Source organism: Rhizobium sp. 32-5/1 (genome assembly GCF_029537235.1).
Taxonomy (GTDB): domain Bacteria; phylum Pseudomonadota; class Alphaproteobacteria; order Rhizobiales; family Rhizobiaceae; genus Pararhizobium.
In genome coordinates this window covers 2,159,519-2,182,500 of record NZ_CP120638.1, presented here as the reverse complement: position 1 = coordinate 2,182,500, position 22,982 = coordinate 2,159,519, and the positions used below count along the sequence as shown (strand labels likewise).

Here is a 22,982-nt window from a genome sequence, read left to right as displayed (position 1 = left end):
ACAGATGATGAGCATTGGCAATGAGAACGATCAAGTGAAATAAGGGCAATTGGTGGATGCCTTGGCATGCACAGGCGATGAAGGACGTGATACGCTGCGATAAGCCGTGGGGAGCTGCGAATAAGCTTTGATCCATGGATTTCCGAATGGGGAAACCCACCTTAAATACCTAGAAAGTTTAAGCCGTTCGCAAGAACGGTTTAGATTTCTAGGTATTATCATAAGGTATCTTACTTTCGAATACATAGGGGTAAGAAGCGAACGCAGGGAACTGAAACATCTAAGTACCTGCAGGAAAGGACATCAACCGAGACTCCGTAAGTAGTGGCGAGCGAACGCGGACCAGGCCAGTGGCAATGAGGAATAAAGTGGAACGGAATGGAAAGTCCGGCCGTAGCGGGTGATAGCCCCGTACATGTAGAACACTCATTGTCCTAGAGTAGGGCGGGACACGTGAAATCCTGTCTGAACATGGGGAGACCACTCTCCAAGCCTAAGTACTCGTGCATGACCGATAGCGAACAAGTACCGTGAGGGAAAGGTGAAAAGCACCCCGACAAGGGGAGTGAAATAGAACCTGAAACCGGTTGCCTACAAACAGTCGGAGGGCGCAAGCCTGACGGCGTACCTTTTGTATAATGGGTCAACGACTTAGTGTGACGAGCAAGCTTAAGCCGATAGGTGAAGGCGCAGCGAAAGCGAGTCTGAATAGGGCGTTCAGTTCGTCGCATTAGACCCGAAACCGAGTGATCTAGCCATGAGCAGGTTGAAGGTTGGGTAACACCAACTGGAGGACCGAACCCGCATCTGTTGCAATAGATTGGGATGACTTGTGGTTAGGGGTGAAAGGCCAATCAAACTCGGAGATAGCTGGTTCTCTGCGAAAACTATTTAGGTAGTGCGTCGATCGAATACCTCAGGGGGTAGAGCACTGGATGGGCTATGGGGACTCACCGTCTTACTGATCCTAACCAAACTCCGAATACCTGAGAGTACTAATCGGCAGACACACGGCGGGTGCTAACGTCCGTCGTGAAGAGGGCAACAACCCTGACCTCCAGCTAAGGTCCCCAAGTCATGGCTAAGTGGGAAAGGATGTGAGGATCCCAAAACAACCAGGATGTTGGCTTAGAAGCAGCCATCATTTAAAGAAAGCGTAACAGCTCACTGGTCTAAATAAGGGTCTTTGCGCCGAAAATGTAACGGGGCTAAAGCCATGCACCGAAGCTGAGGATCAACTGACTTGTCAGTTGGTGGTAGCAGAGCGTTCCGTAAGCCTGTGAAGGGGGACCCGTGAGGGCCCCTGGAGGTATCGGAAGTGCGAATGTTGACATGAGTAACGATAAAGGGAGTGAGAGACTCCCTCGCCGAAAGACCAAGGGTTCCTGCTTAAAGTTAATCTGAGCAGGGTTAGCCGGCCCCTAAGACGAGGCAGACATGCGTAGTCGATGGGAACCACGTTAATATTCGTGGGCCTGGTGGTAGTGACGGATTGCACAAGTTGTTCTTTCTTATTGGATTGGAAGGGCAGCGGAGCGGTTCCAGGAAATAGCTCCACCAATATAGACCGTACCCGAAACCGACACAGGTGGTCAGGTAGAGTATACCAAGGCGCTTGAGAGAACTATGCTGAAGGAACTCGGCAAATTGCACGCGTAACTTCGGAAGAAGCGTGACCTCTTTTTACGCAAGTGGAAAGAGGTGGCACAGACCAGGGGGTAGCGACTGTTTATCAAAAACACAGGGCTCTGCGAAGTCGCAAGACGACGTATAGGGTCTGACGCCTGCCCGGTGCTGGAAGGTTAAAGGGAGAGGTGCAAGCTTTGAACTGAAGCCCCAGTAAACGGCGGCCGTAACTATAACGGTCCTAAGGTAGCGAAATTCCTTGTCGGGTAAGTTCCGACCTGCACGAATGGCGTAACGACTTCCCCGCTGTCTCCAGCATAGACTCAGTGAAATTGAATTCCCCGTGAAGATGCGGGGTTCCTGCGGTCAGACGGAAAGACCCCGTGCACCTTTACTATAGCTTTACACTGGCATTCGTGTCGGCATGTGTAGGATAGGTGGTAGGCTTTGAAGCTTGGACGCCAGTTCAGGTGGAGCCATCCTTGAAATACCACCCTTATCGTCATGGATGTCTAACCGCGGTCCGTTATCCGGATCCGGGACAGTGTATGGTGGGTAGTTTGACTGGGGCGGTCGCCTCCGAAAGAGTAACGGAGGCGCGCGATGGTGGGCTCAGAACGGTCGGAAATCGTTCGTCGAGTGCAATGGCATAAGCCCGCCTGACTGCGAGACTGACAAGTCGAGCAGAGACGAAAGTCGGTCATAGTGATCCGGTGGTCCCGCGTGGAAGGGCCATCGCTCAACGGATAAAAGGTACGCCGGGGATAACAGGCTGATGACCCCCAAGAGTCCATATCGACGGGGTTGTTTGGCACCTCGATGTCGGCTCATCGCATCCTGGGGCTGGAGCAGGTCCCAAGGGTTTGGCTGTTCGCCAATTAAAGCGGTACGTGAGCTGGGTTCAGAACGTCGTGAGACAGTTCGGTCCCTATCTGCCGTAGGTGTAGGAATATTGATAGGATCTGCCCCTAGTACGAGAGGACCGGGGTGGACACATCTCTGGTGGACCTGTTGTCGTGCCAACGGCATAGCAGGGTAGCTATATGTGGAATGGATAACCGCTGAAGGCATCTAAGCGGGAAACCAACCTAAAAACGAGTATTCCCTTGAGAACCGTGGAAGACTACCACGTTGATAGGCCGGGTGTGGAAGTGCAGCGATGCATGAAGCTTACCGGTACTAATAGTTCGATTGGCTTGATTGTTCTCATTGCTAGTGCTCATCAAAGCGCCTCCGGCGCTTTAATGATCCCTTTCTTTATGTCCTGGCGCGTGAAAAACGCTCCGGACGGGCCGCGTCACGAGACGCGACGGCCGCTTGGCCTTGCGGAGCTTTCGCTCCGGATGGGCCCAAAGCAGCTTAGAAAAAGACGTGTTCAAATAGACTAGTCACTAACGACTAATCCCTAATCACTCCTAGAGTGAACCAGCTTCTCATTTGGTTTTGCGCTGTCGCCAGCGCAATTCTTGCCCTTAGTTGACCTGGTGGTTATTGCGGGGTGGCTGCACCCGTTCCCATTCCGAACACGGCCGTGAAACGCCCCTGCGCCAATGGTACTCCGTCTTAAGACGCGGGAGAGTAGGTCGCTGCCAGGTCTATTAAAGGCAAGAAAATACCAAACCATCTTCTCTTCATCCTCGGCCAAAGCCGAAACAACGGGCCGCCATCAAGCGGCCTTTTTGCTTCGGTACGTTAAGCCGGATCAGAAAATCTCAGGGAGAAGCCGTCGCATGCGTGACGGTGCCTCCCTAACATGAGACAAATCCCAAGGGATTTGCTCAGGTAGTAAGTGTAACTGCAAAGCAGTTACACAATCGCGACATTCGGCAATGCCGAATGCGCTTGGCGCGGGGTGGAGCAGCCCGGTAGCTCGTCAGGCTCATAACCTGAAGGCCGCAGGTTCAAATCCTGCCCCCGCAACCAAACACAATGGTAAATTGACCACTCCGAATATTTGCTTCTAAGCTCCTCACCATAGCGGTCGAGGAGCTTTTTGCGTTTGGCCTCCGTGTCAATCTAACCAAACGCAATCCGCCCTAACACGGCGGGCGGACGCGTTTTTAGGCCGCGCCCGCAACCCGCGCTGTAGTCCTCAAACGCCTGCATCGAGGCGAGGATGGAAGCCAGCCGGCCGACGATCATCAGGTCTGGAGACTTCCCATCCGCAGATGGCGAAACGGTAATCCCCTCGTTTTTTAACAGGGCTCCAAGGTAGAATTCACGCGGCCATTTTCAGTTTCTGTGCGGGTGTGATGCCGCCGATGCCCCTATTGGGCCGTTCATTGTTGTACGTCCATAGCCACTGCGTGGTATCCCTCCGGTGTGGACCGCCTTGCGGGGATTTGCCGAGATTGTGATTTTGCGCTCTTGAGAGTGGACTTAAGAGCGCAATGAGGAACTATGGCACAGGCCATTTTGCTGACGGGTCAAGAACGGCGTCGTCGTTGGTCACCGGATGAACGGCTGGAAATTCTGGAAGCAGCATTTGCTCCGGGGGCAAATGTCTCGGCAGTAGCGCGTCGTTTTGATGTTTCGACGGGGCTGCTCTACACGTGGCGGCGCCAAGCGCTGTCTGTGAAAGTTGGGCCGGCTTTCGTGCCAGCGACTGTCCTGGACGTTCCTGGCGACGGCGATGGTGGTGCGGCGACCATCGTTGTGGACTTTGCGAACGGTATCAAGGTGAGGATTGCGTCCGGGGCGCCTTGTGATCTTGCCGCAGCAGTGATGCGTGCGCTCAAATGATCCCGATCAGTTCGAGCGTGCGGGTTTGGATTGCGAGCGGCCATTGCGATATGCGCAAGGGAATGCAGGGCCTGGCTCTGATCGTGCAGGAAGGTCTGGGTCGAGACCCGTTCAAGGGTGACGTTTTTGTCTTCCGCGGGAAAAGCGGCCGGCTGATCAAGGCTCTTTGGCATGACGGAATTGGGCTTTCGCTATACGCAAAGCGGCTCGAGCGCGGCCGTTTCATTTGGCCGACGACGGAGGGTGGAGCGATTGCGCTGACGGCTGGCCAGATGTCCTATTTGCTTGAGGGAATTGACTGGCGAAACCCGCAGCAGACATGGCGCCCGACGAGCGCTGGATAGTGTTTTTTGGGCGGGATTTGCCGCCATTGGCATCAAGAAAACCTATGCAAATCAGTGGTTTTGTGATTGAGTTCGAGCATGGAAACCGGCTCGGAAAATCACCGTGATCATGCCGCTGCCCTGGAGGCAGAGCTGGCGACAGCGCGGGCGGAACGGGCTACAGCCTTGGCCGAATTGGCTGTTGCCAAGGCCAAGGAGGCCGACGATCAGGCCATCATTCTTCGCCAGAAAGTCTATATCGAAAAGCTGCAACGGGAACTGCGCGGTCAGAAGTCGGAACGTACGGCACGGCTGATTGCGCAGATGGAGCTGATGCTTGAGGACGCCGAAGCGACGGCGACCGAAGATGAGCTTGCCGCCGAAATGGCCGTTGCTGCAGCGGTTGCGGTCACCGGCTTTACGCGCAAGCGGCCGGTCAAGAAGCCATTTCCGGAACATCTGCCGCGTGAGCGTGCCGTGGTGCCAGGCCCGGTTACCTGCAGTTGCTGTGGCGGTGAACGGCTTCGCAAGCTCGGCGAAGACATCACCGAAACGATGGAGAGCGTACCGCGGAGCTGGAAGGTCATTCAGACGGTGCGGGAAAAGTTCACCTGCCGTGACTGCGAGAAGATCAGCCAGGCACCTGCACCCTTCCATGTCATACCGAGAGGGTGGGCTGGTCCGAGCTTTTTGGCGATGATGCTCTGCGACAAGTTCGGCCAGCACATTCCCCTCAATCGCCAGGTCGAACGTTTTGCCCTGGAAGGTGTGCCGATCAGTCTGTCGACTGCAGCAGACGCGATTGGCGCGTGCTGCCAGGTCCTTGACCCGCTGGTGCGGCGGATTGAAAGCCATACGTTCGCGTCTGAACGGATCCACGGTGATGACACGACCGTGCCGGTTCTCGCTCTCGGCAAGACCGTCACCGGTCGGATATGGAGCTATGTCAAGGACGATGCTCCGTTTGGCGGTACGGCGCCTCCGTCGGCGATGTTCTATTATTCCCGGGACCGGGCCGGCGAACATCCACAGGCGCATCTGGCCAACTATAGCGGTATCCTTCAGGCGGATGCCTATACGGGCTATGGCCAGCTTTATCTTCCTGATCGAAGTCCGGGCCCGATTCATGAGGCGGCGTGTTGGGCGCATGCCAGACGACCATTCTTTGCGCAAGCCGATCTGGAGGCCAACGCGCGCCGAAAAGCGCAGGGTAAAGGTGCCGCCGTCATCTCGCCGGTCGCCTTGAACATGGTGCAGCGGATCGACGCATTGTTCGAAATCGAACGCCATATCAATGGCCGCACTGCAGATGAACGAAAGGCAATCCGCCAGCAGTTGTCAAAACCGCTGATCGGCGACATGGAGATATGGATACGCGAACACCGCGCCCGGTTGCCGCGCGACAATGACTTGGCAAAGGCGTTTGACTACATGCTGAACCGTTGGGAATCCTTCACCCGCTTCCTCGACGACGGGCGTATCTGCCTGTCGAACAATTGCGCGGAGCGCTCTCTGCGCGGTGTGGCGCTCGGACGAAAAGCCTGGCTATTTGCCGGTTCCGATCGCGGAGGACAAAGGGCAGCGGCCATGTACAGCCTGATCGTCACCGCGAAAATGAACCGCATTGACCCACAGGCTTGGCTTGCCGATGTTCTCGCCCGCATCGCCGATCATCCAGCCAGCCGCCTTGATGAGCTTCTCCCCTGGAATTGGCGGAAAACCAAGACCTCGCCACTGAGGCAGGCAGCCTGATGGCAGGTCCTCTCGTTCGCTTGAAGATCACGCTCGATGACGTTGATCCCTTGGTGATGCGGCGCGTTGTCGTCCCATTCCGCATTCGGCTTGACCGGCTTCATGAAGTTCTTCAGGAGGCTTTCGGTTGGACCAACAGTCATCTGTATGAGTTCAGGATCCGTGACATCGGGTTTGGCGTGCCTGATGGTGACTTTGATGGTCCCATCGATGCACGCAAGGAAACGCTTCTTGCTGCCATCGAAGATATCGGCGCGAAATCATTCAAGTACCTCTATGACTTCGGCGACGGCTGGACGCACACCGTGAAAATCGAAAAGATCTTTCCAGCGACGGCCGGCTTTGACGATCCATTCCTTCTCGAGGTTGTCGGACGGTGTCCTCCGGAGGATGTTGGCGGCCCTTGGGGCTATGAAGAGTTCCGCGAGGCTCTTGCCGACGTCAACCATGAGCGACATCAAGAACTGCTCGAATGGTGGGGAAGCTCAGACTACGACCCCGGAGAGGTCGATTCCAGAAGTCTCGGCAAAAACGTCGAAGCTCTGGCTGCGAAATGGAAACGCCGAACGCGAAAGAAGGCCTGAAACTGCGGCCTTCGGCGAATGCTTACACTGCGTGGCGAATTCCTGTGCCTCCTCGATGCTTTCAATGATGTATTGGTCGAGCCATTCATGTCGGACGGTGCGGTTGTAGCGCTCGACACAGGCATTCTGTTGCGGCTTTCCGGGCTGAATGTGGCTCAAGGCAATTCCTTGCGTTTCGACCCATCCCATCAAATTACCACTGACATATTCAGGTCCATTATCCACACGAATGGCGAACGGTTTGCCGCGCCATTCAATGATCTGGTTCAGACTGCAGATGACGCGTTCGGCAGGCAGCGAAAAATCCACCTCGATGCCCAACCCTCGCGGTTGAAGCCGTCCAAGACATTCAGCAGCCGGAATTGCCTACCTTCTTCCAAACGATCCGCCATGAAATCCATGGACCAAACCAGGTTCGGAGCTTCCGGCACGGTCTCCGCATCGGGCTTGACCCGCCACAAACGCTTGCGTGGCTTGAGCCTGAAGTTCAATTCGAGCCCGCGGTAGATGCGATACACGCGCTTGTGGTTCCAGCGATGTCCCCGGACATTGCGCAGGTACAGAAAACACAGGCCGAAGCCCTAGGTCTTCCTCGCCCTCGTCAGCCCGATCAGGAGATCGGCGATCTGCTCGTTCTCCTCGTTCAGCTTGGCGCGGTAACGATAACATGTCTCGCTGACATCGAAGGTACGCAGGCCAACGCAATGCTGACCCCATGTAGCGCCACTGCTTTCCCAGCTATCCCTTTTGGCCGACGGGCAAATGCTTGCATTTGCCGTAAGGCTCCCGGCATTGAGAGGGCCGCGTCATTTTTTTCCAAGAGCCTCCTTCGGAAGCTCGGCCTGCATGCTCATTTCGGCATACATCTTCTTCCGCCGACGGTTCCCATCCTCCGGAGCCTTCATCTGGCTGATTATCGAGGCATTCATGCCGCCGTATTTGGATCGCCATTTGTAAAAGGAGGCTGTCCTCATCCCGTGTTCCCGGCATGACTCGGGCACAGGGACCCCACCTTCTGCTTGGCGAAGGATTCCAAGGATTTGTGGTTCGCTAAATCTGCTCATCTTCATCGAATTCTCCTCGATCATATTGCCGAGAAAATTCTACTTTTGAAGCCCCGTTAATATGCGGGGGATTATCACACCTTATGCGGAGGCTTGATCAATAGGGCCTAAGCGTAGGCTTGGCTTCCGGAGAGAGTTGGAAGGTGTGGTGGGAAAAATTTCGGCTTGTCTACGGCGATAACTTTCTCATCCCATGAAATATCAACGCTGCTCTTTTGGCTACTGAGATGCTTACTAACAGCTTGATTAAGATCCACTGCCGGATATTGGGGGGATAGACACAAGACAACCTCGTCTGATATATCAGGCGAACTGATTGTCTTTTTCACTTTTGGGAGAATTCCATGACACAGAACATATTCAGTGGCTGCATTCCTGCACTCATGACGCCATGCAATACTGACCGGACGCCGAATTTCGAGCTCTTGGTCCGCAAGGGCAAGGAACTGATTGCGGCGGGCATGTCCGCCGTTGTCTATTGCGGATCCATGGGCGACTGGCCCTTGCTCACGGATGAACAGAGGCAGGAAGGTGTACGCAGACTCGCGGAAGCAGGCGTGCCTGTCATTGTTGGGACGGGAGCCATCAATACCGCATCTGCGGTCTCCCATGCCGCGCATGCCGCCAAGGTCGGTGCAAAAGGTCTCATGGTCATTCCGCGAGTGCTGTCGCGCGGCTCGTCCGTGTCCGCTCAGCGGGAACATTTTTCAGCGATCCTCTCGGCAGCGAAAGACCTGCCAGCGGTAATCTACAACAGTCCTTATTATGGCTTTGCCACCCGTGCAGAGCTTTTCTTCGATCTGCGCGCGCGCTTTTCCAATCTTGTCGGTTTCAAGGAATTTGGCGGCAAGAAGGACATGAGCTATGCGGCAGAGAATATCACCTCAGGCGACGATAGCCTCACCCTGATGATTGGCGTCGACACTGGTGTATTTCACGGTTTTGTCAATTGTGGCGCGGGCGGCGCGATTACGGGCATCGGAAATGCGTTGCCAAAAGAGGTCCTTCATCTCGTATCGCTCTGCATTAAGGCAGCCACAGGTGATGCAGCCGCACGTCGCGAGGCACTGGAACTTGAAGAAGCGCTGACTGTTCTGTCGACGTATGACGAGGGACCGGATCTTGTCCTGCACTATAAATATTTGATGGTTCTCAATGGTGATGCGGAATATACCCTCCACTTCAACGAAACGGACAGACTTTCGGCCTCGCAACAGCGACATCTTGAAAATCAATACGCGCTGTTTAAGTCCTGGTACGCAGCACGCTACGCATAGTTGCCAATCACGCAGCCGGCCTGTCAGTACTTGTAGAAGTGAGGCAGGCTGAAGGCTTCCGAACTTCGGCTGGCTTGCCCAATATTTGCATTCGATGAACTTGCGGTTTGCAAGCCGGCATGAAGGTGATTTGCATCGCAACTGCAAATCTCGACATCACCGTCAGTATGCGAAAACTCATCATTCTCGAAAATGCCCTCGTTGGAGACGCAAGGCTAGGGTCCACAAAACCGGTTGATCAAAACCTGTTCGTAGGGGAACATCGCCCGCCACGGAGCTTCGCTCTTGGCGATACGCTAAGAGCCGGTCGCCCCAGCGCTCCTTATCTTTTCTTTACGCCCGCCACGCCGCTTCCCAATCGAAGCCTGATCCGCCCGGGCGTAAATCATCTTCTGTATCAACAGGAGACCCGGATATGTCCGACCTCATCTTTATCACGCTCGGCTCTGGCACGCTTTTCGTGCTCGCACTTTATGCCCGCGCACTCGACCGGCTGTAAGGGAAACGCAAATGCTTGAACCCCTTTTCGGCCTCGCTGTCGCCTTTGCCCTTGGCATCTATCTCGTCGTGACGCTCCTGCGTCCCGAACGCTTCTGATCGGGAGCAGACCCATGACCTTTATCGGATGGCTTCAGATCAGCCTCCTCTTCCTCGCCGTCCTCCTCGTCATCAAACCACTCGGCCTCTACATGGCGCGGGTGTTTTCCGGCGAGCGGACATTTTTGTCCCCCGTGCTCGGCCGCGTGGAGCGCGATCTCTACCGGGTGAGCGGCATCAACCCCGAGAAGGAACAGAGCTGGCTCGGCTACACGCTCGCCATGCTTGCCTTTTCGCTCGTCGGCTTCCTCGCGCTCTATGCGATGCTGCGCCTTCAAGCCTATCTGCCACTGAACCCTCAAGGGTTCCCCGGCATGCCCTCGGACCTCGCCTTCAACACGGCGGTCTCGTTCATCACCAATACCAACTGGCAGAACTACGGCGGTGAAACCACGCTCAGCCACTTCTCGCAGATGGCGGGGCTCACCGTGCAGAACTTCCTCTCGGCCGCGACAGGCATAGCGCTCGCCGTTGCCGTCACCCGCGCGCTTGCCCGCTCCAAGGTCGCGACGCTCGGCAATTTCTGGGTCGACATGACGAGAGCTACGCTCTACGTGTTGCTGCCCATCTCCATCGTCGTCGCGCTCGTCTTCGTTGCCATGGGCCTGCCCCAGACGCTCCATGCCTCGGTCACGGCGACGACGCTGGAAGGCGCCAACCAGGTGATCTCGCTCGGCCCCGTCGCGTCCCAGGAAGCGATCAAGCAGCTCGGCACCAATGGCGGCGGCTTCTTCAACGTCAATGCTGCACACCCCTTCGAAAATCCGACCGCCTGGTCGAACTATCTCAACATCTTCGCCATGCTGTCGATCTCGGCATCGCTCGTCTACACCTTCGGCCAGATGGTCGGAAACCGCAGGCAGGGCTGGGCGCTGATCTCGGCCATGGCGTTCCTGCTCATAGCGGGCGTCGCCGTCACCTACTGGGCCGAAGCCCAGGGCAACACCATCCTGACGGCGATCGGCGTCGATCCAGCGCTCGGCAACATGGAAGGCAAGGAAGTCCGCTTCGGCCAAGCCATGACCGCGCTCTATGCGGCGGTAACGACTGGCCTTTCGGATGGCGGCGTCAACGGCATGCACGGCTCGTTCACCGGTCTCGGCGGTCTCGTCCCGATGTTCCTCATTCAGCTTGGCGAAGTGCTGCCCGGCGGCGTCGGCTCGGGCCTCTACGGCATGCTGGTCTTTGCGCTTCTTTCCGTCTTTGTCGCCGGCCTCATGGTCGGGCGCACGCCGGAATTCCTCGGCAAGAAGATCGAGGGCCGCGAGATGAAGTTCGCCATGCTCGCCGTACTCATCCTGCCGCTGGTCATCCTCGGCTTCACCGCGGTCTCTGCCATGCTTCCCTTTGCTGTTGCGAGCATCGGCACGGCGGGCCCGCACGGTCTGTCGGAAATCCTCTATGCCTATACCTCGGCGGCCGGCAACAACGGCTCGGCCTTCGGCGGGCTCAGCGGCAACACCATGTGGTACAACACCACACTTGGGATCGCGATGCTGCTTGGCCGCTTCGCCTATGTCGTGCCAGTCATGGCGATCGCCGGATCGCTCGCAGCCAAGGTCAAGTCGCCTGCCTCCGCCGGCACCTTCCCGACCGATGGCCCGCTTTTTGTCGGCCTGCTGATCGGCATCATCCTCATTCTCGGCGGCCTGCAATTCCTGCCCGCACTGGTGCTCGGCCCCATCGTCGAACACTTCGCCATGCTCGCCGGCCAGACCTTTTAAAGGACCCATCATGTCAAAAGACCACAAGGCTCCCGGTCTTCTCGACCCGTCGATCCTGTTCCCGGCGATGCGCGATGCATTCGTCAAGCTCGATCCGCGCCAGCTCCTGCGCAACCCGGTCATCTTCGTGACCGAAGCCGTCGCAGTCGTCGTGACGATCCTGTTCATCCGCGACCTCGCCGCCGATCCGGGCGAGGCGGGCTTTTCCGGCCAGATCGCCGCCTGGCTCTGGTTCACCGTTCTCTTCGCCACCTTCGCCGAAGCCGTGGCCGAGGGCCGTGGCCGCGCCCAGGCCGACAGCCTGAAGAAGACCAAGTCCGAACTCGTTGCCCGCCGAATCGGCAGCAACGGCAAGACGGAAACGATCCCGGCCTCCAGCCTCAAGGTCGGCGATATCGTACTCGTTGCGGCCGGTGAGCTTGTCCCCGGCGATGGCGAAGTGATCGAAGGTGTCGCCTCGGTCAACGAAAGCGCGATTACCGGTGAATCCGCCGCCGTCATCCGCGAATCCGGCGGCGACCGTTCGGCGGTCACGGGCGGCACCCAGGTGCTGTCCGATGAGATCAAGATCAAGATCACTGTCCAGCCCGGCTCCTCCTTCGTCGACCGCATGATTGCGCTGATCGAAGGCGCCCAGCGCCAGAAGACCCCGAACGAGATCGCGCTGTCGATCCTGCTTTCGGGCCTGACGCTGATCTTCTTGCTTGTCTGTGTCGCGATCTGGGGCCTTGCCGGCTATTCCGGCACTGTGCTCTCGGTCACGGTGCTGGCAGCGCTGCTGGTCACGCTGATCCCGACCACGATCGGCGGGCTGCTCTCGGCCATCGGCATCGCCGGCATGGATCGCCTGGTGCGCTTCAATGTCATCGCCACCTCTGGCCGCGCGGTGGAAGCCGCCGGCGACGTCGATACGCTGCTCCTCGACAAGACGGGCACGATCACTTTCGGCAACCGTATGGCCAGCGACTTTCTCGCCGCTCCGGGTGTCACGGCGAGCGAACTCGCAGAAGCCGCGCTCATTGCCTCGCTTTCCGACGAAACGCCCGAGGGTCGCTCTGTCGTGGCGCTGGCGACAGGCGAATTCGGCATTCCAATGCCAAAGGCCGAGTTTGATGCCGTTATCGGCTTTACCGCCGAAACGCGCCTCTCGGGCGTCGACATCGGTCAGCGCCGGTTGCGCAAGGGTGCCGTCGATGCCGTGTTGAAATTCGCCGGTCTCACCGAGCAGGATGCGCCGGCCGAATTTCGCCGGGCCGTTGACCAGGTCGCCCGCACCGGCGGCACACCGCTCGGCGTCGCCGATGGAGACCGTCTGCTCGGTGTCATCCACCTCAAGGACGTGGTCAAACCCGGCATCAAGGAACGCTTCGCGGCGCTGCGCGCCATGGGCATCCGCACGGTCATGGTGACCGGCGACAACCCCGTGACCGCTGCGGCGATTGCCTCGGAAGCCGGCGTCGACGACTTCCTTGCCCAGGCAACGCCCGAGGACAAGCTCGCCTATATCCGCCGCGAACAGCAGGGTGGCCGCCTGATCGCCATGTGCGGCGACGGCACCAACGACGCCCCGGCGCTCGCCCAGGCCGATGTCGGCGTTGCGATGCAGACCGGCACGCAGGCCGCCCGCGAGGCCGCCAACATGGTCGACCTTGACTCAAGCCCGACCAAGCTCATCGAGATCGTCGAAATCGGCAAGCAGCTCCTGATGACGCGCGGGTCGCTGACGACCTTCTCGATCGCCAATGATGTGGCCAAATACTTCGCCATTATCCCGGCGCTGTTCGTTGCCACCTATCCGGCGCTCGAAGCCCTCAACATCATGGGGCTGACCTCACCGCAGTCGGCTATCCTGTCGGCCGTCATCTTCAACGCGCTGATTATCGTTGCGCTCATCCCGCTCGCCCTGAAAGGCGTGGCTTACCGTCCGTCGGGCGCCGCAGGGCTGCTTCGGCGCAACCTTCTGGTCTACGGCCTCGGCGGCCTCGTGCTTCCCTTTGCCTGCATCAAGGTCATCGACCTTGCCGTCAGCGCTCTTCACCTGGTGTAATCATGTTCAACCATCTCAGACCCGCACTCACCCTCGTCGTCGCCATGACCGTGCTCACCGGCCTCGCCTATCCGCTCGCGATCAATGGAATTGCCCAGGCCGTCCTGCCTGACAAGGCCAATGGCAGCCTCATCGAACGGGACGGAGCGGTCGTAGGCTCCGCCCTGATCGGCCAAGCCTTCACCTCGGACCGCTACTTCTGGCCACGCCCCTCGGCCACCGGCCCGGACCCTTACAATGCGGCCGCCTCGTCCGGCTCGAACCTCGGCACAACCTCGGCCAAGCTGAAGGATCGTGTCGTGGCTGATGTTGCCCGTCTGACCGTGACCGGCATCGCACAGCCGGTCCCGGCCGATGCGGTGACGACCTCCGGCTCGGGCCTTGATCCCGATATCTCGCCCGCCTCTGCTGCGGCACAGGTCGCGCGCGTTGCGCGGGCGCGGGGGCTCGATCCGTCGGCCGTCACCTCGCTCGTCACGCGGCAGACCGAAAATCCCGACTTCGGCGTTATCGGCGAAGCAAGGGTCAATGTGTTAGAGCTGAACCTGGCGCTTGATGCCCTGAAGATGTGAGACCTTGATGGCGGATGACGACCGCAGGGACGACCGGCGTCCCGATCCCGATGCATTGCTTGCCCTGGCGGATAAGGACCGCCGGGGCAAGCTGACCGTTTTTCTGGGCGCCGCTCCCGGCGTCGGAAAGACCTATGCGATGCTGTCGCGGGCCAAACGCCTGAAGGCTGACGGCGCGGATCTGGTCGTTGGGCTGGTCGAGACCCATGGCCGCAGCGAGACGGCGGCCCTGCTCGACGGCCTCGAAGTCCTGCCCCGGCGCAGGGTCGCCCATCGCGGCCGCATGCTGGAGGAATTCGACCTCGATGCGGCGCTCGAACGGCGCCCGCGCATCGTCATCGTCGACGAACTCGCCCATTCCAACCCCGACGACAGCCGCCATCCGAAACGGCACCAGGATATCGAGGAACTGATATCCGCCGGCATCGACGTCTGGACGGCGCTCAACATCCAGCACCTCGAAAGCCTGGCCGATCTCGTCGCGCAGATCACTGGCGTCACCGTGCGCGAGCGCGTGCCGGATGTGGTGCTGAAGCGGGCCGATGAGGTGCTGCTTGTCGACCTCGCCCCATCCGAACTCATCGAGCGGCTGAAGGACGGCAAGGTCTACCTTCCCGAAAGCGCCAATCGCGCCGTTGACCGCTTCTTTCGCCTCGGCAACCTGACGGCCCTTCGCGAACTGGCGCTGCGCCGCACCGCCGACCGCGTCGACGACCAAATGGTCGATTATCTTAAGCAGAATGCCATAGACGGTCCCTGGGCCACCGGCGAACGCCTCATCGTCTGCGTCGGCTCCGATCCGCTGTCGGAAAAGGTCGTGCGCGTGGCGAGCCGTCTCGCCTCGGGTCTCAACGCCCCCTGGCTGGTCGTCTCTGTCGAACGGGCGGACCGGGAAGTCGAGACGCCGGAGCGGCTGCAACGGATCGAGACGCTGTTTCGCCTTGCCGAACAGTTGGGCGCAGAGACGCGTCGGGTCATCGGCAACGATTTCGTCGAGGAGATCCTGAAGCTCGCACGTCGCGAGCATGCGACCCAGATCGTCATCGGCACGCGCAAGCGCAGCCGCTGGCAGAAGCTCGTCACACGGTCTCTGCCGGATGCGCTGGCGCGGCAGGCGTCTGGCCTCGGCGTGCATATCGTCACGCCGGAGGGTGGCACGGTGGTGGCCCCCGACGGCCGCCGTTCCGGCCGAAGGCGACCGCATTCAGACAGGCGGCGCTGTCGGCGCTCGGCTTCGTCACCCTGACCACCCTGATCGGCATGGGCATCGACTATTTCGTCGATCTGCCGAACATCTCGCTCCTCTTCCTGCTCGCCGTTCTCGGCGCTTCGGTGGTGGGGGCTACATCGCGGCCTTCCTCGCGGCGGCCCTGTCTGCGCTGGCCTACAATTTCTTTTTCATCGATCCCATCCACACCTTCACGATCGCTGCCCCGCACGAAGTCTTCGCGCTTTTCATCTTCCTTGTCGTCGCGATGATCGCGGGTGGCTTCGCCTCCCGAATCCGCGAGCAGGCGGAAATCGCGCGGGTCAGGGCAACCGCGCTGCAATCGCTCTATGATTTTTCCCGCAAGCTCGCGAGTACGGCCAAGGGCGACGACGCGATCTGGCTTGCCGTCTCGCAACTGCAGGCGAGCCTGAAGCGCAACGTCGTGCTGCTCATCTCGCGCAAGGGTGATCTCGGGGTGGCCGCTGCCTGGCCGCCGGATACGGAACTCGATGTGACCGACATGACCGCCGCCCGCTGGACCCACGACAAGCGGGAACCGGCGGGCCACGGAACGGGTACACTGCCGAACAGCCGTTTCGAGTTCCGGCCGCTATTGGGTCCGCACGGCATCGTCGGCGTTTGCGGCATCGAACATGTCGGCGAGCGGCTCAATCTCAATGCCGAGCGCTCGCTCACTGCGATCCTCGATCAGACTGCGATCGCGCTCGATCGTGCCCGGCTCGCCGACGAAACGGTGGAGCAGGCCGCAAGGCTAGAGGGCGAACGCTACCGCGAGGCCCTGTTGTCCTCCATCTCGCATGATCTGCGCACGCCGCTTGCGACGATCACCGGAGCCGTCACCGGTCTTCGCCAGCTTGGCGAGCGCATGACGGCGGAAAACCGCGACGATCTTCTTCAGTCGATCGAGGAGGAAAGCGGCAGGATGAGCCGCTTCGTCGCCAATCTGCTCGACATGACCCGGATTGAAGCCGGCACGTTGAAGCCGAAACAGGATTGGGTGGATGTCGCCGACGTGGTGCAGTCCGCCGTCGAGCGAACCCGAAAACATGCCCCGGGACGGGTCGTGGAGACCGGCATTGCAGCTGACCTGCCGCTGATCCGGGGTGACAGCGTCCTGATCGGCCAGGTCCTGTTTAACCTTCTGGACAATGCGGTGAAGTATGGCGGCGACGAACCGATCAACGTCTATGCCCGTCGTGACGGCAAGGATGTGCTGATCTCGGTCACCGATCATGGCAAGGGTATTCCATCCGAAGACCTGGACCGCATCTTCGAAAATTCTATCGCAGGGGAAAGCCGGATGGACGGGCACCCGGAACCGGGCTCGGCCTTTCCATTGCCCGTGGCTTCGTCGAGGCCATGGGTGGCAAGATTCATGCGGAGAGCCCTGCTCTGAAGAAACGCGGCACACGCATCGTCATGCGGTTTTCCGGCAGCAATGAAACAAGGGGCGAAGTCCGATGAATCAGTCCCGCATTCTGGTTGTGGACGACGAACCGCAGATCCAGCGTTTCCTCAAACCTCGCTCATGGCCGCAGGCTATGAGGTGGTCGAAGCCGGAACGGGCGCGGAGGCACTGAAGGCTGTGGCCACCCAGGCACCAGATCTCGTCATCCTCGATCTCGGCCTACCGGATATGGACGGCAAGGAGGTGATTGCCAGTCTGCGGGGATGGTCGGACATCCCAATCATCATCCTGTCGGCCCGCGACCGCGAAAGTGAGAAGATCGCAGCGCTCGACCTCGGCGCCGATGACTATGTCGAGAAACCCTTCGGGATCGGAGAACTCACCGCCCGCATCCGCATGGCGCTGCGCCATCGCGGGCGTCGCGATGCTATACCGGCCGTGACGGAGATCGACGGCCTGACCATCGACCCGATCAAGCGGCTCGTCTCGCGCAATGGTGAGACTGTACACCTGACACCCAAGGAATATGACCTCCTTCTTTTGCTCGCCCGCCACGCCGGTCGCGTCGTCACCCACCGCACGCTTCTAACTTCGGTCTGGGGTCCCGCCCACGGCGACGACCTGCATTACCTCCGCGTCTTCATCGGTCAATTGCGCCAGAAAATTGAGCGCGACCCGACGCAACCGCGGATCGTGCGCACGGAACCGGGCGTGGGCTATCGGATGGCGGAGCAGGAGTGAAGCCGAGCTCCAACGACCGTGTCGAGTGCGCTTCCGAAGCGACATAGATATCCGGTTCCCGATAGCGCTCCCGCCCTCTATCTCCCGGATTTGGAAGATGGCAAAGTCGAGTTCCGCCGCAACAGGCCTGCCAGATCCGGAGAAGCTGCCCGACTGGCCGTCCCCATAAGCCATCAATCAAGTGGGCAGCGCGTTTGGGACGTCAGGCTTCACTGGAGGTTTGAACTACTATCGCAATCTCGATCGCAATTCGGAACTGTGGCAGACGAGCGTGGGCCAGACGGTCAGAGTGCCGGCTCTGTTCATGATTGGAGATGGCGATAGCGGCCTTGGCACTCTCGGAATGGAGGAGATGACCGCTGGTATGCTAGAATTGGTGCCGGACCTAAGGGATGGAATCAATCCACGTGCTGGGGAGCGGCATTCCACCCTTCTCGATGCGGATTTGTCCGGTGTGAATCCCATCTTAGCCGCAGATCAAGGAAAGCACCGCTGACTCCCGCATTTTCGGTATCATGAAACATGTGAGAGCGATGACGTTTGATGGCGAAACACGGCGGTGGCGCATGAATTCCGTCCCGGACGTGCCGATTTCGCGAGATTTGCAGTTCTGCGATGTCTTGCAGTCGCAAACGCTGGTCCTTATATAGCCCCTATCACCGCAGTCACCGCTGCGATAACATCCGCAAACCCATCCCGTTAGGGGCTGTCAAATGAATGCCTGACCGGGTTCTGACAGTCCGCTGCAAGGAGAGAACGACATGGCTAAAGTAATTGGTATCGACTTGGGCACGACCAACTCCTGCGTCGCCGTCATGGACGGCAAGGACGCGAAGGTCATCGAAAATGCCGAAGGTGCGCGCACGACCCCTTCGATCGTTGCTTTCAACGATGATGGCGAGCGTCTGATCGGCCAGCCGGCCAAGCGTCAGGCCGTCACCAATCCCGAAAATACGCTGTTTGCGATCAAGCGCTTGATCGGCCGCACATTCGCGGATCCGACGACGCAAAAAGACAAGGCCATGGTGCCCTACAAGATCACCAAGGCTGACAATGGTGATGCCTGGGTCGAAGCGCACAATGAGAAATATTCCCCGTCGCAGATCTCCGCGATGATCCTTCAGAAGATGAAGGAAACGGCCGAATCTTATCTTGGCGAAAAGGTCACCCAGGCCGTCATCACCGTTCCCGCTTACTTCAACGACGCGCAGCGCCAGGCAACCAAGGATGCCGGCAAGATTGCCGGCCTTGAAGTGCTCCGCATCATCAACGAGCCGACGGCAGCAGCGCTCGCCTACGGCCTCGACAAGAAGGACGGCAAGACCATCGCCGTTTACGACTTGGGCGGCGGTACTTTCGATATCTCGGTTCTCGAAATCGGCGACGGCGTCTTCGAAGTGAAGTCGACCAACGGCGACACCTTCCTCGGCGGTGAAGACTTCGACATGCGTCTCGTCGAATACCTTGCAGGCGAGTTCAAGAAGGATCAGGGCATCGATCTGAAGAACGACAAGCTTGCCTTGCAGCGTCTGAAGGAAGCTGCCGAAAAGGCCAAGATCGAACTGTCTTCGTCGCAGCAGACCGAAATCAACCTGCCGTTCATCACAGCCGATGCCTCCGGTCCGAAGCACCTGACGATGAAGCTGTCGCGCGCCAAGTTCGAAAGCCTGGTCGATGATCTGGTCCAGCGTACCGTCGCGCCGTGCAAGGCAGCCCTCAAGGATGCCGGCGTTACCGCAGCCGAAATCGACGAAGTCGTTCTGGTTGGCGGCATGAGCCGCATGCCGAAGGTGCAAGAAGTCGTCAAGCAGCTGTTCGGCAAGGAGCCGCACAAGGGCGTCAACCCGGATGAAGTCGTCGCTCTCGGCGCCGCCATCCAGGCCGGCGTTCTGCAGGGCGACGTCAAGGACGTTCTGCTCCTCGACGTCACGCCACTGTCGCTCGGCATCGAAACGCTGGGTGGCGTCTTCACGCGCCTGATCGAACGCAACACGACGATCCCGACGAAGAAGAGCCAGACCTTCTCGACGGCCGAAGACAGCCAGAATGCCGTGACCATCCGCGTGTCGCAGGGCGAGCGCGAAATGGCCCAGGACAACAAGCTGCTCGGCCAGTTCGACCTGGTCGGCATTCCGCCTGCACCGCGCGGCATTCCGCAGATCGAAGTCACCTTCGATATCGACGCCAATGGCATCGTGCAGGTTTCCGCCAAGGACAAGGGCACCGGCAAGGAGCATCAGATCCGCATCCAGGCATCGGGCGGTCTGTCCGACGCGGATATCGAGAAGATGGTCAAGGACGCCGAGGCTAACGCCGAGACCGACAAGAAGCGTCGCGAGGGCGTCGAAGCCAAGAACCAGGCCGAAAGCCTGATTCATTCCTCGGAAAAGTCGCTGAAGGAATTCGGCGACAAGGTCACGGAAGCCGAGCGCACCGCGATCTCCGATGCGATCGCTTCGCTTAAGACGGCTGTCGAAGCCTCCGAACCGGATGCCGAAGACATCAAGGCCAAGACCCAGGCACTCCTCGAAGCGTCGATGAAGCTTGGCCAGGCCATGTACGAAGCCCAGTCGGCTGAAGCTGCCAACGCCGATGCGGCAGCCGATGCAGCCCGTGACGGCGACAATATTGTCGATGCCGACTACGAGGAAGTCAACGACGAGGACGATCGCAAGAAGTCGGCATAACGCCCTTCCGGATCGATGTGAATAGCAGAAGCCCGGGCCGATAGGTTCCGGGCTTTTTGCCGTCCGGGTTCGCCCTTTCGGCCAGGTCTCCGCCGCGCGTTCACCGTGTCCATTCACCTTAACGGATGATTTGCAACCCGTTGTTATGATTTGCCGCTAAAGAGGGCGCACTGGGTCAAGCCCCGGTTGCAGGCGCATGCTTTATCGCGCTGACGGAGATGGGGCATGTATTTCAGAATTTTCGAATCCTGGCGTCTTTTCGCTGCCCTGCTGGTGATGAGCTATCATTTCCTGCGGTTCGGCCCGGGCGATGCCATTCAGTACAATGCCAGCCATTTCCTGGAGCGGTTGTTGCCGCTTATGGACATGTTTTTCATGATCTCCGGTTTTCTCATCCTGCTTCGCTATGGCGACAAACTGAAGGATCGGGCGAGCTACCGGGTCTTTCTCGTCAAGCGGCTGGCGCGGTTTTACCCGCTGTATCTGGTCACACTTGTCTTCTTCGCCGCCGTCGGTATTGCCGTGCATATGGGCGTCGTCAGTTCCACGGTGCCGAAACGCTATGATTTCTGGCTGCTGCCGCAGAACATCCTGCTGCTGCAGGCCTGGGGAACAACGCCCGAGCTGAGTTTCAACTATGTATCCTGGTCGCTTTCAGCGGAGTGGTTCTGCTACCTGCTGCTGCCGGTCTATGTGTTTGTCATCCGCCGCGGTGGTGTGAAGGGGCTGGCCCTGCTCGCTGTCCTCAGCGTGGCTTTGCTGGAGGCGGCAACGCGTGCCGGCCTGATTCCGTTCGACAGCTGGCTCGCGACCGATACCTGGGGTGCCTATCGCGCTTTTGCCGATTTCGCGATCGGCGGCGTCGTGATGCTGCTGGCGCGCGACAGCAGCCTTAAATGGCGCTCGCATTCTCTGGCATGGGCGGCGTTCGCGCTCGCCATCGGCGGCATGCTGATGCTCTGGCCTTCCTATCTCATCGTTGCCCTTCTGGGACTGGCTATGTTCCTGGCCGCCCTTGTGGAAAAGAACAATTCCAAGGGCGCGCGGTTCCTGGTGGTGCTGTCACCGGCGGGCCGGGTCTCCTTCGGTATCTATCTCTGGCATCCCATCGTGGAAACTGTGCTCCTGGCCATCGTCTGGCGTCGCCTGATAGAGCCGACGGGCGTTCTGACTTTCTACCAGTTCATGATCGTTCCCATGATCGTCACCGTGCTGGTTGCAATGGCCTCCGACCGCTTCTTCGAAAAACCGGTCAGCGATGCGCTGAATCGCCTGTTCGGCTGGGGCCGGAAGCCTGCAAAGGCAACGACAGGCCAAGTAGCCGTCTGAAGTGGCGCTTTTCTGATAAAAAACAGTCAGGATCGTGTATTGCCTATGGTATCGCGCGTGAAGGTTCACTAAATCCTGTTGCAAGGAAATCAGGCGACCGCCGGGCAGCCGGTTTTGGCGCGTCTATTCAACAGGGCTATCTGCAAGAATGAAACGTGATCTTTACGAGACGCTCGGCGTTGCGAAAACAGCGGACGAGAAAGAGCTGAAAAGCGCTTTCCGCAAACTGGCGATGAAGTATCACCCGGACAAGAATCCCGGTGATGCGGAATCGGAAAAGACGTTCAAGGAAATCAACCAGGCCTACGAGACCCTGAAGGATCCGCAGAAGCGCGCCGCCTATGATCGCTACGGGCACGCCGCTTTCGAGCAGGGCGGCATGGGCGGTGGAGCCGGCATGGGTGGTAATGCCGGCGGTTTCTCCGACATCTTCGAGGACATTTTCGGCGAGATGATGGGCGGCGGACGCCAGCGCCGGTCCGCCGGCGGCCGCGAGCGCGGTGCCGACCTGCGCTACAACATGGAAATCAGCCTCGAAGAGGCCTATGCCGGCAAGACCGCGCAGATCCGTGTGCCCACATCGATCACCTGCGACGTCTGCACCGGTTCAGGCGCCAAGCCCGGCACCAAGCCGACGACCTGCGCCACCTGCCAGGGCTCCGGCCGTGTTCGTGCCGCCCAGGGTTTCTTCTCGATCGAGCGCACCTGCCCAACCTGCCAGGGCAGGGGGCAGACGATCACCGATCCCTGCACCAAGTGCCATGGCAATGGCCGGATCACCGAGGAACGTTCGCTTTCGGTCAACATCCCGGCGGGCATCGAGGATGGCACGCGCATCCGCCTGTCCAACGAAGGCGAGGCCGGCGTGCGCGGCGGCCCATCCGGCGACCTCTATATCTTCCTCTCGGTCAAGCCGCACGAGTTCTACCAGCGTGACGGTGCAGATCTTTACTGCAGTGTGCCGATTTCCTTTACGACGGCAGCGCTCGGGGGCAAGTTCGACGTGGCGACGCTCGACGGCACCAAGTCGCGGGTCACGGTGCCGGAAGGCACGCAAGCCGGCAAACAGTTCCGCCTCAAGGGCAAGGGCATGCCGGTGCTGCGCTCCAGCCAGGTCGGCGATCTCTATATCCAGATGCAGATCGAGACACCGCAGAAGCTGACCAAGCGCCAACGAGAATTGCTGAAGGAATTCGAGGAATTGTCATCGAAGGACAACAATCCGGAATCGGCGGGCTTTTTCGCCCGAATGAAGGATTTCTTCGACATCGAATAACC

General features: G+C 59.2%; 13 protein-coding genes, 1 tRNA gene, 2 rRNA genes and 3 pseudogenes (1 of these 19 cut by a window edge). 18 read left to right on the top strand and 1 reads right to left on the bottom strand.

From position 1 onward, the window contains the following. From P6U16_RS11245 to P6U16_RS11210, 8 genes are all read left to right on the top strand, one after another. A protein-coding gene (locus P6U16_RS11245) for a hypothetical protein (RefSeq protein ID WP_277700679.1) crosses the window boundary here: on the top strand, window positions 1-43 show its end. It extends 164 nt beyond the left edge of the window; only the last 43 of its 207 coding nucleotides appear in the window; the start codon falls outside the window, past its left edge; its stop codon occupies window positions 41-43. Continuing rightward, a 23S ribosomal RNA gene (locus tag P6U16_RS11240) occupies window positions 29-2,830 on the top strand. The genes P6U16_RS11245 and P6U16_RS11240 overlap by 15 nt, the downstream gene beginning before the upstream one ends. 276 nt (window positions 2,831-3,106) lie before the next feature. Continuing rightward, window positions 3,107-3,221: ribosomal RNA gene (rrf, locus tag P6U16_RS11235) — 5S ribosomal RNA — on the top strand. A 251-nt stretch (window positions 3,222-3,472) separates the two neighbouring features. Further along, window positions 3,473-3,549 (top strand) — tRNA-Met (locus P6U16_RS11230). 477 nt (window positions 3,550-4,026) lie between these two features. Further along, window positions 4,027-4,368, top strand: a complete 342-nt coding sequence (locus tag P6U16_RS11225) for a transposase (protein ID WP_277700678.1) — start codon at window positions 4,027-4,029, stop codon at window positions 4,366-4,368. Continuing rightward, window positions 4,365-4,712 (top strand): IS66 family insertion sequence element accessory protein TnpB, encoded by a 348-nt coding sequence (gene tnpB / locus P6U16_RS11220; RefSeq protein WP_277700677.1) that lies wholly within the window; start codon window positions 4,365-4,367, stop codon window positions 4,710-4,712. The genes P6U16_RS11225 and tnpB overlap by 4 nt, the downstream gene beginning before the upstream one ends. Before the next feature lie 78 nt (window positions 4,713-4,790). Beyond that, a complete protein-coding gene (locus P6U16_RS11215) occupies window positions 4,791-6,443 on the top strand; it encodes an IS66 family transposase (RefSeq protein ID WP_277700676.1) in 1,653 nt (550 codons plus the stop codon). Next, on the top strand, window positions 6,443-7,027 hold the full coding sequence (locus P6U16_RS11210; protein WP_277700675.1) for a plasmid pRiA4b ORF-3 family protein: 585 nt from the start codon (window positions 6,443-6,445) through the stop codon (window positions 7,025-7,027). Before P6U16_RS11215 ends, P6U16_RS11210 begins: the two co-directional genes overlap by 1 nt. A gap of 27 nt (window positions 7,028-7,054) precedes the next feature. Here the strand turns inward: P6U16_RS11210 and P6U16_RS11205 are convergent. Continuing rightward, window positions 7,055-8,097: pseudogene (locus P6U16_RS11205) on the bottom strand (IS3 family transposase); the annotation flags it as partial. Between the two features lie 338 nt (window positions 8,098-8,435). Between P6U16_RS11205 and P6U16_RS11200 the strand changes: the two are divergent. The 10 genes and pseudogenes from P6U16_RS11200 to dnaJ all read left to right on the top strand — a co-directional run bounded on the left by P6U16_RS11200 (window position 8,436) and on the right by dnaJ (window position 22,980). Continuing rightward, window positions 8,436-9,368 carry a dihydrodipicolinate synthase family protein gene (locus tag P6U16_RS11200; protein ID WP_277700674.1) on the top strand — a complete coding sequence of 311 codons (933 nt, stop codon included), beginning with the start codon at window positions 8,436-8,438 and terminating at the stop codon, window positions 9,366-9,368. Between the two features lie 611 nt (window positions 9,369-9,979). After that, window positions 9,980-11,689: a potassium-transporting ATPase subunit KdpA gene (gene kdpA, locus P6U16_RS11195; RefSeq protein WP_277700673.1), complete on the top strand. Its 1,710-nt coding sequence runs from the start codon at window positions 9,980-9,982 to the stop codon at window positions 11,687-11,689. A gap of 10 nt (window positions 11,690-11,699) precedes the next feature. Further along, window positions 11,700-13,736: a potassium-transporting ATPase subunit KdpB gene (kdpB, locus tag P6U16_RS11190; protein ID WP_277700672.1), complete on the top strand. Its 2,037-nt coding sequence runs from the start codon at window positions 11,700-11,702 to the stop codon at window positions 13,734-13,736. Window positions 13,737-13,738: 2 nt separating this feature from the next. Next, window positions 13,739-14,308, top strand: coding sequence for a potassium-transporting ATPase subunit KdpC (kdpC, locus tag P6U16_RS11185; protein WP_277700671.1), 570 nt, complete (start codon window positions 13,739-13,741; stop codon window positions 14,306-14,308). A gap of 37 nt (window positions 14,309-14,345) precedes the next feature. Beyond that, a pseudogene (locus P6U16_RS11180) lies at window positions 14,346-17,003 on the top strand (DUF4118 domain-containing protein); the annotation flags it as partial. Continuing rightward, window positions 17,000-17,688 (top strand): annotated as a pseudogene (locus P6U16_RS11175) (response regulator). The pseudogenes P6U16_RS11180 and P6U16_RS11175, both read left to right, overlap by 4 nt. A 220-nt stretch (window positions 17,689-17,908) precedes the next feature. Next, entirely contained in the window at window positions 17,909-18,184 is a 276-nt protein-coding gene (locus P6U16_RS11170) for a hypothetical protein (RefSeq protein ID WP_277700670.1), read from the top strand. Window positions 18,185-18,449: 265 nt separating this feature from the next. After that, window positions 18,450-20,375 carry a molecular chaperone DnaK gene (dnaK, locus tag P6U16_RS11165; RefSeq protein ID WP_277700669.1) on the top strand — a complete coding sequence of 642 codons (1,926 nt, stop codon included), beginning with the start codon at window positions 18,450-18,452 and terminating at the stop codon, window positions 20,373-20,375. 225 nt (window positions 20,376-20,600) lie between these two features. Then, window positions 20,601-21,704: an acyltransferase gene (locus P6U16_RS11160; protein WP_277700668.1), complete on the top strand. Its 1,104-nt coding sequence runs from the start codon at window positions 20,601-20,603 to the stop codon at window positions 21,702-21,704. Between the two features lie 148 nt (window positions 21,705-21,852). After that, the gene (gene dnaJ / locus P6U16_RS11155; RefSeq protein ID WP_277700667.1) at window positions 21,853-22,980 is read left to right on the top strand and encodes a molecular chaperone DnaJ; all 1,128 of its coding nucleotides are present in this window, start codon (window positions 21,853-21,855) and stop codon (window positions 22,978-22,980) included. Window positions 22,981-22,982: the final 2 nt, after the last annotated feature.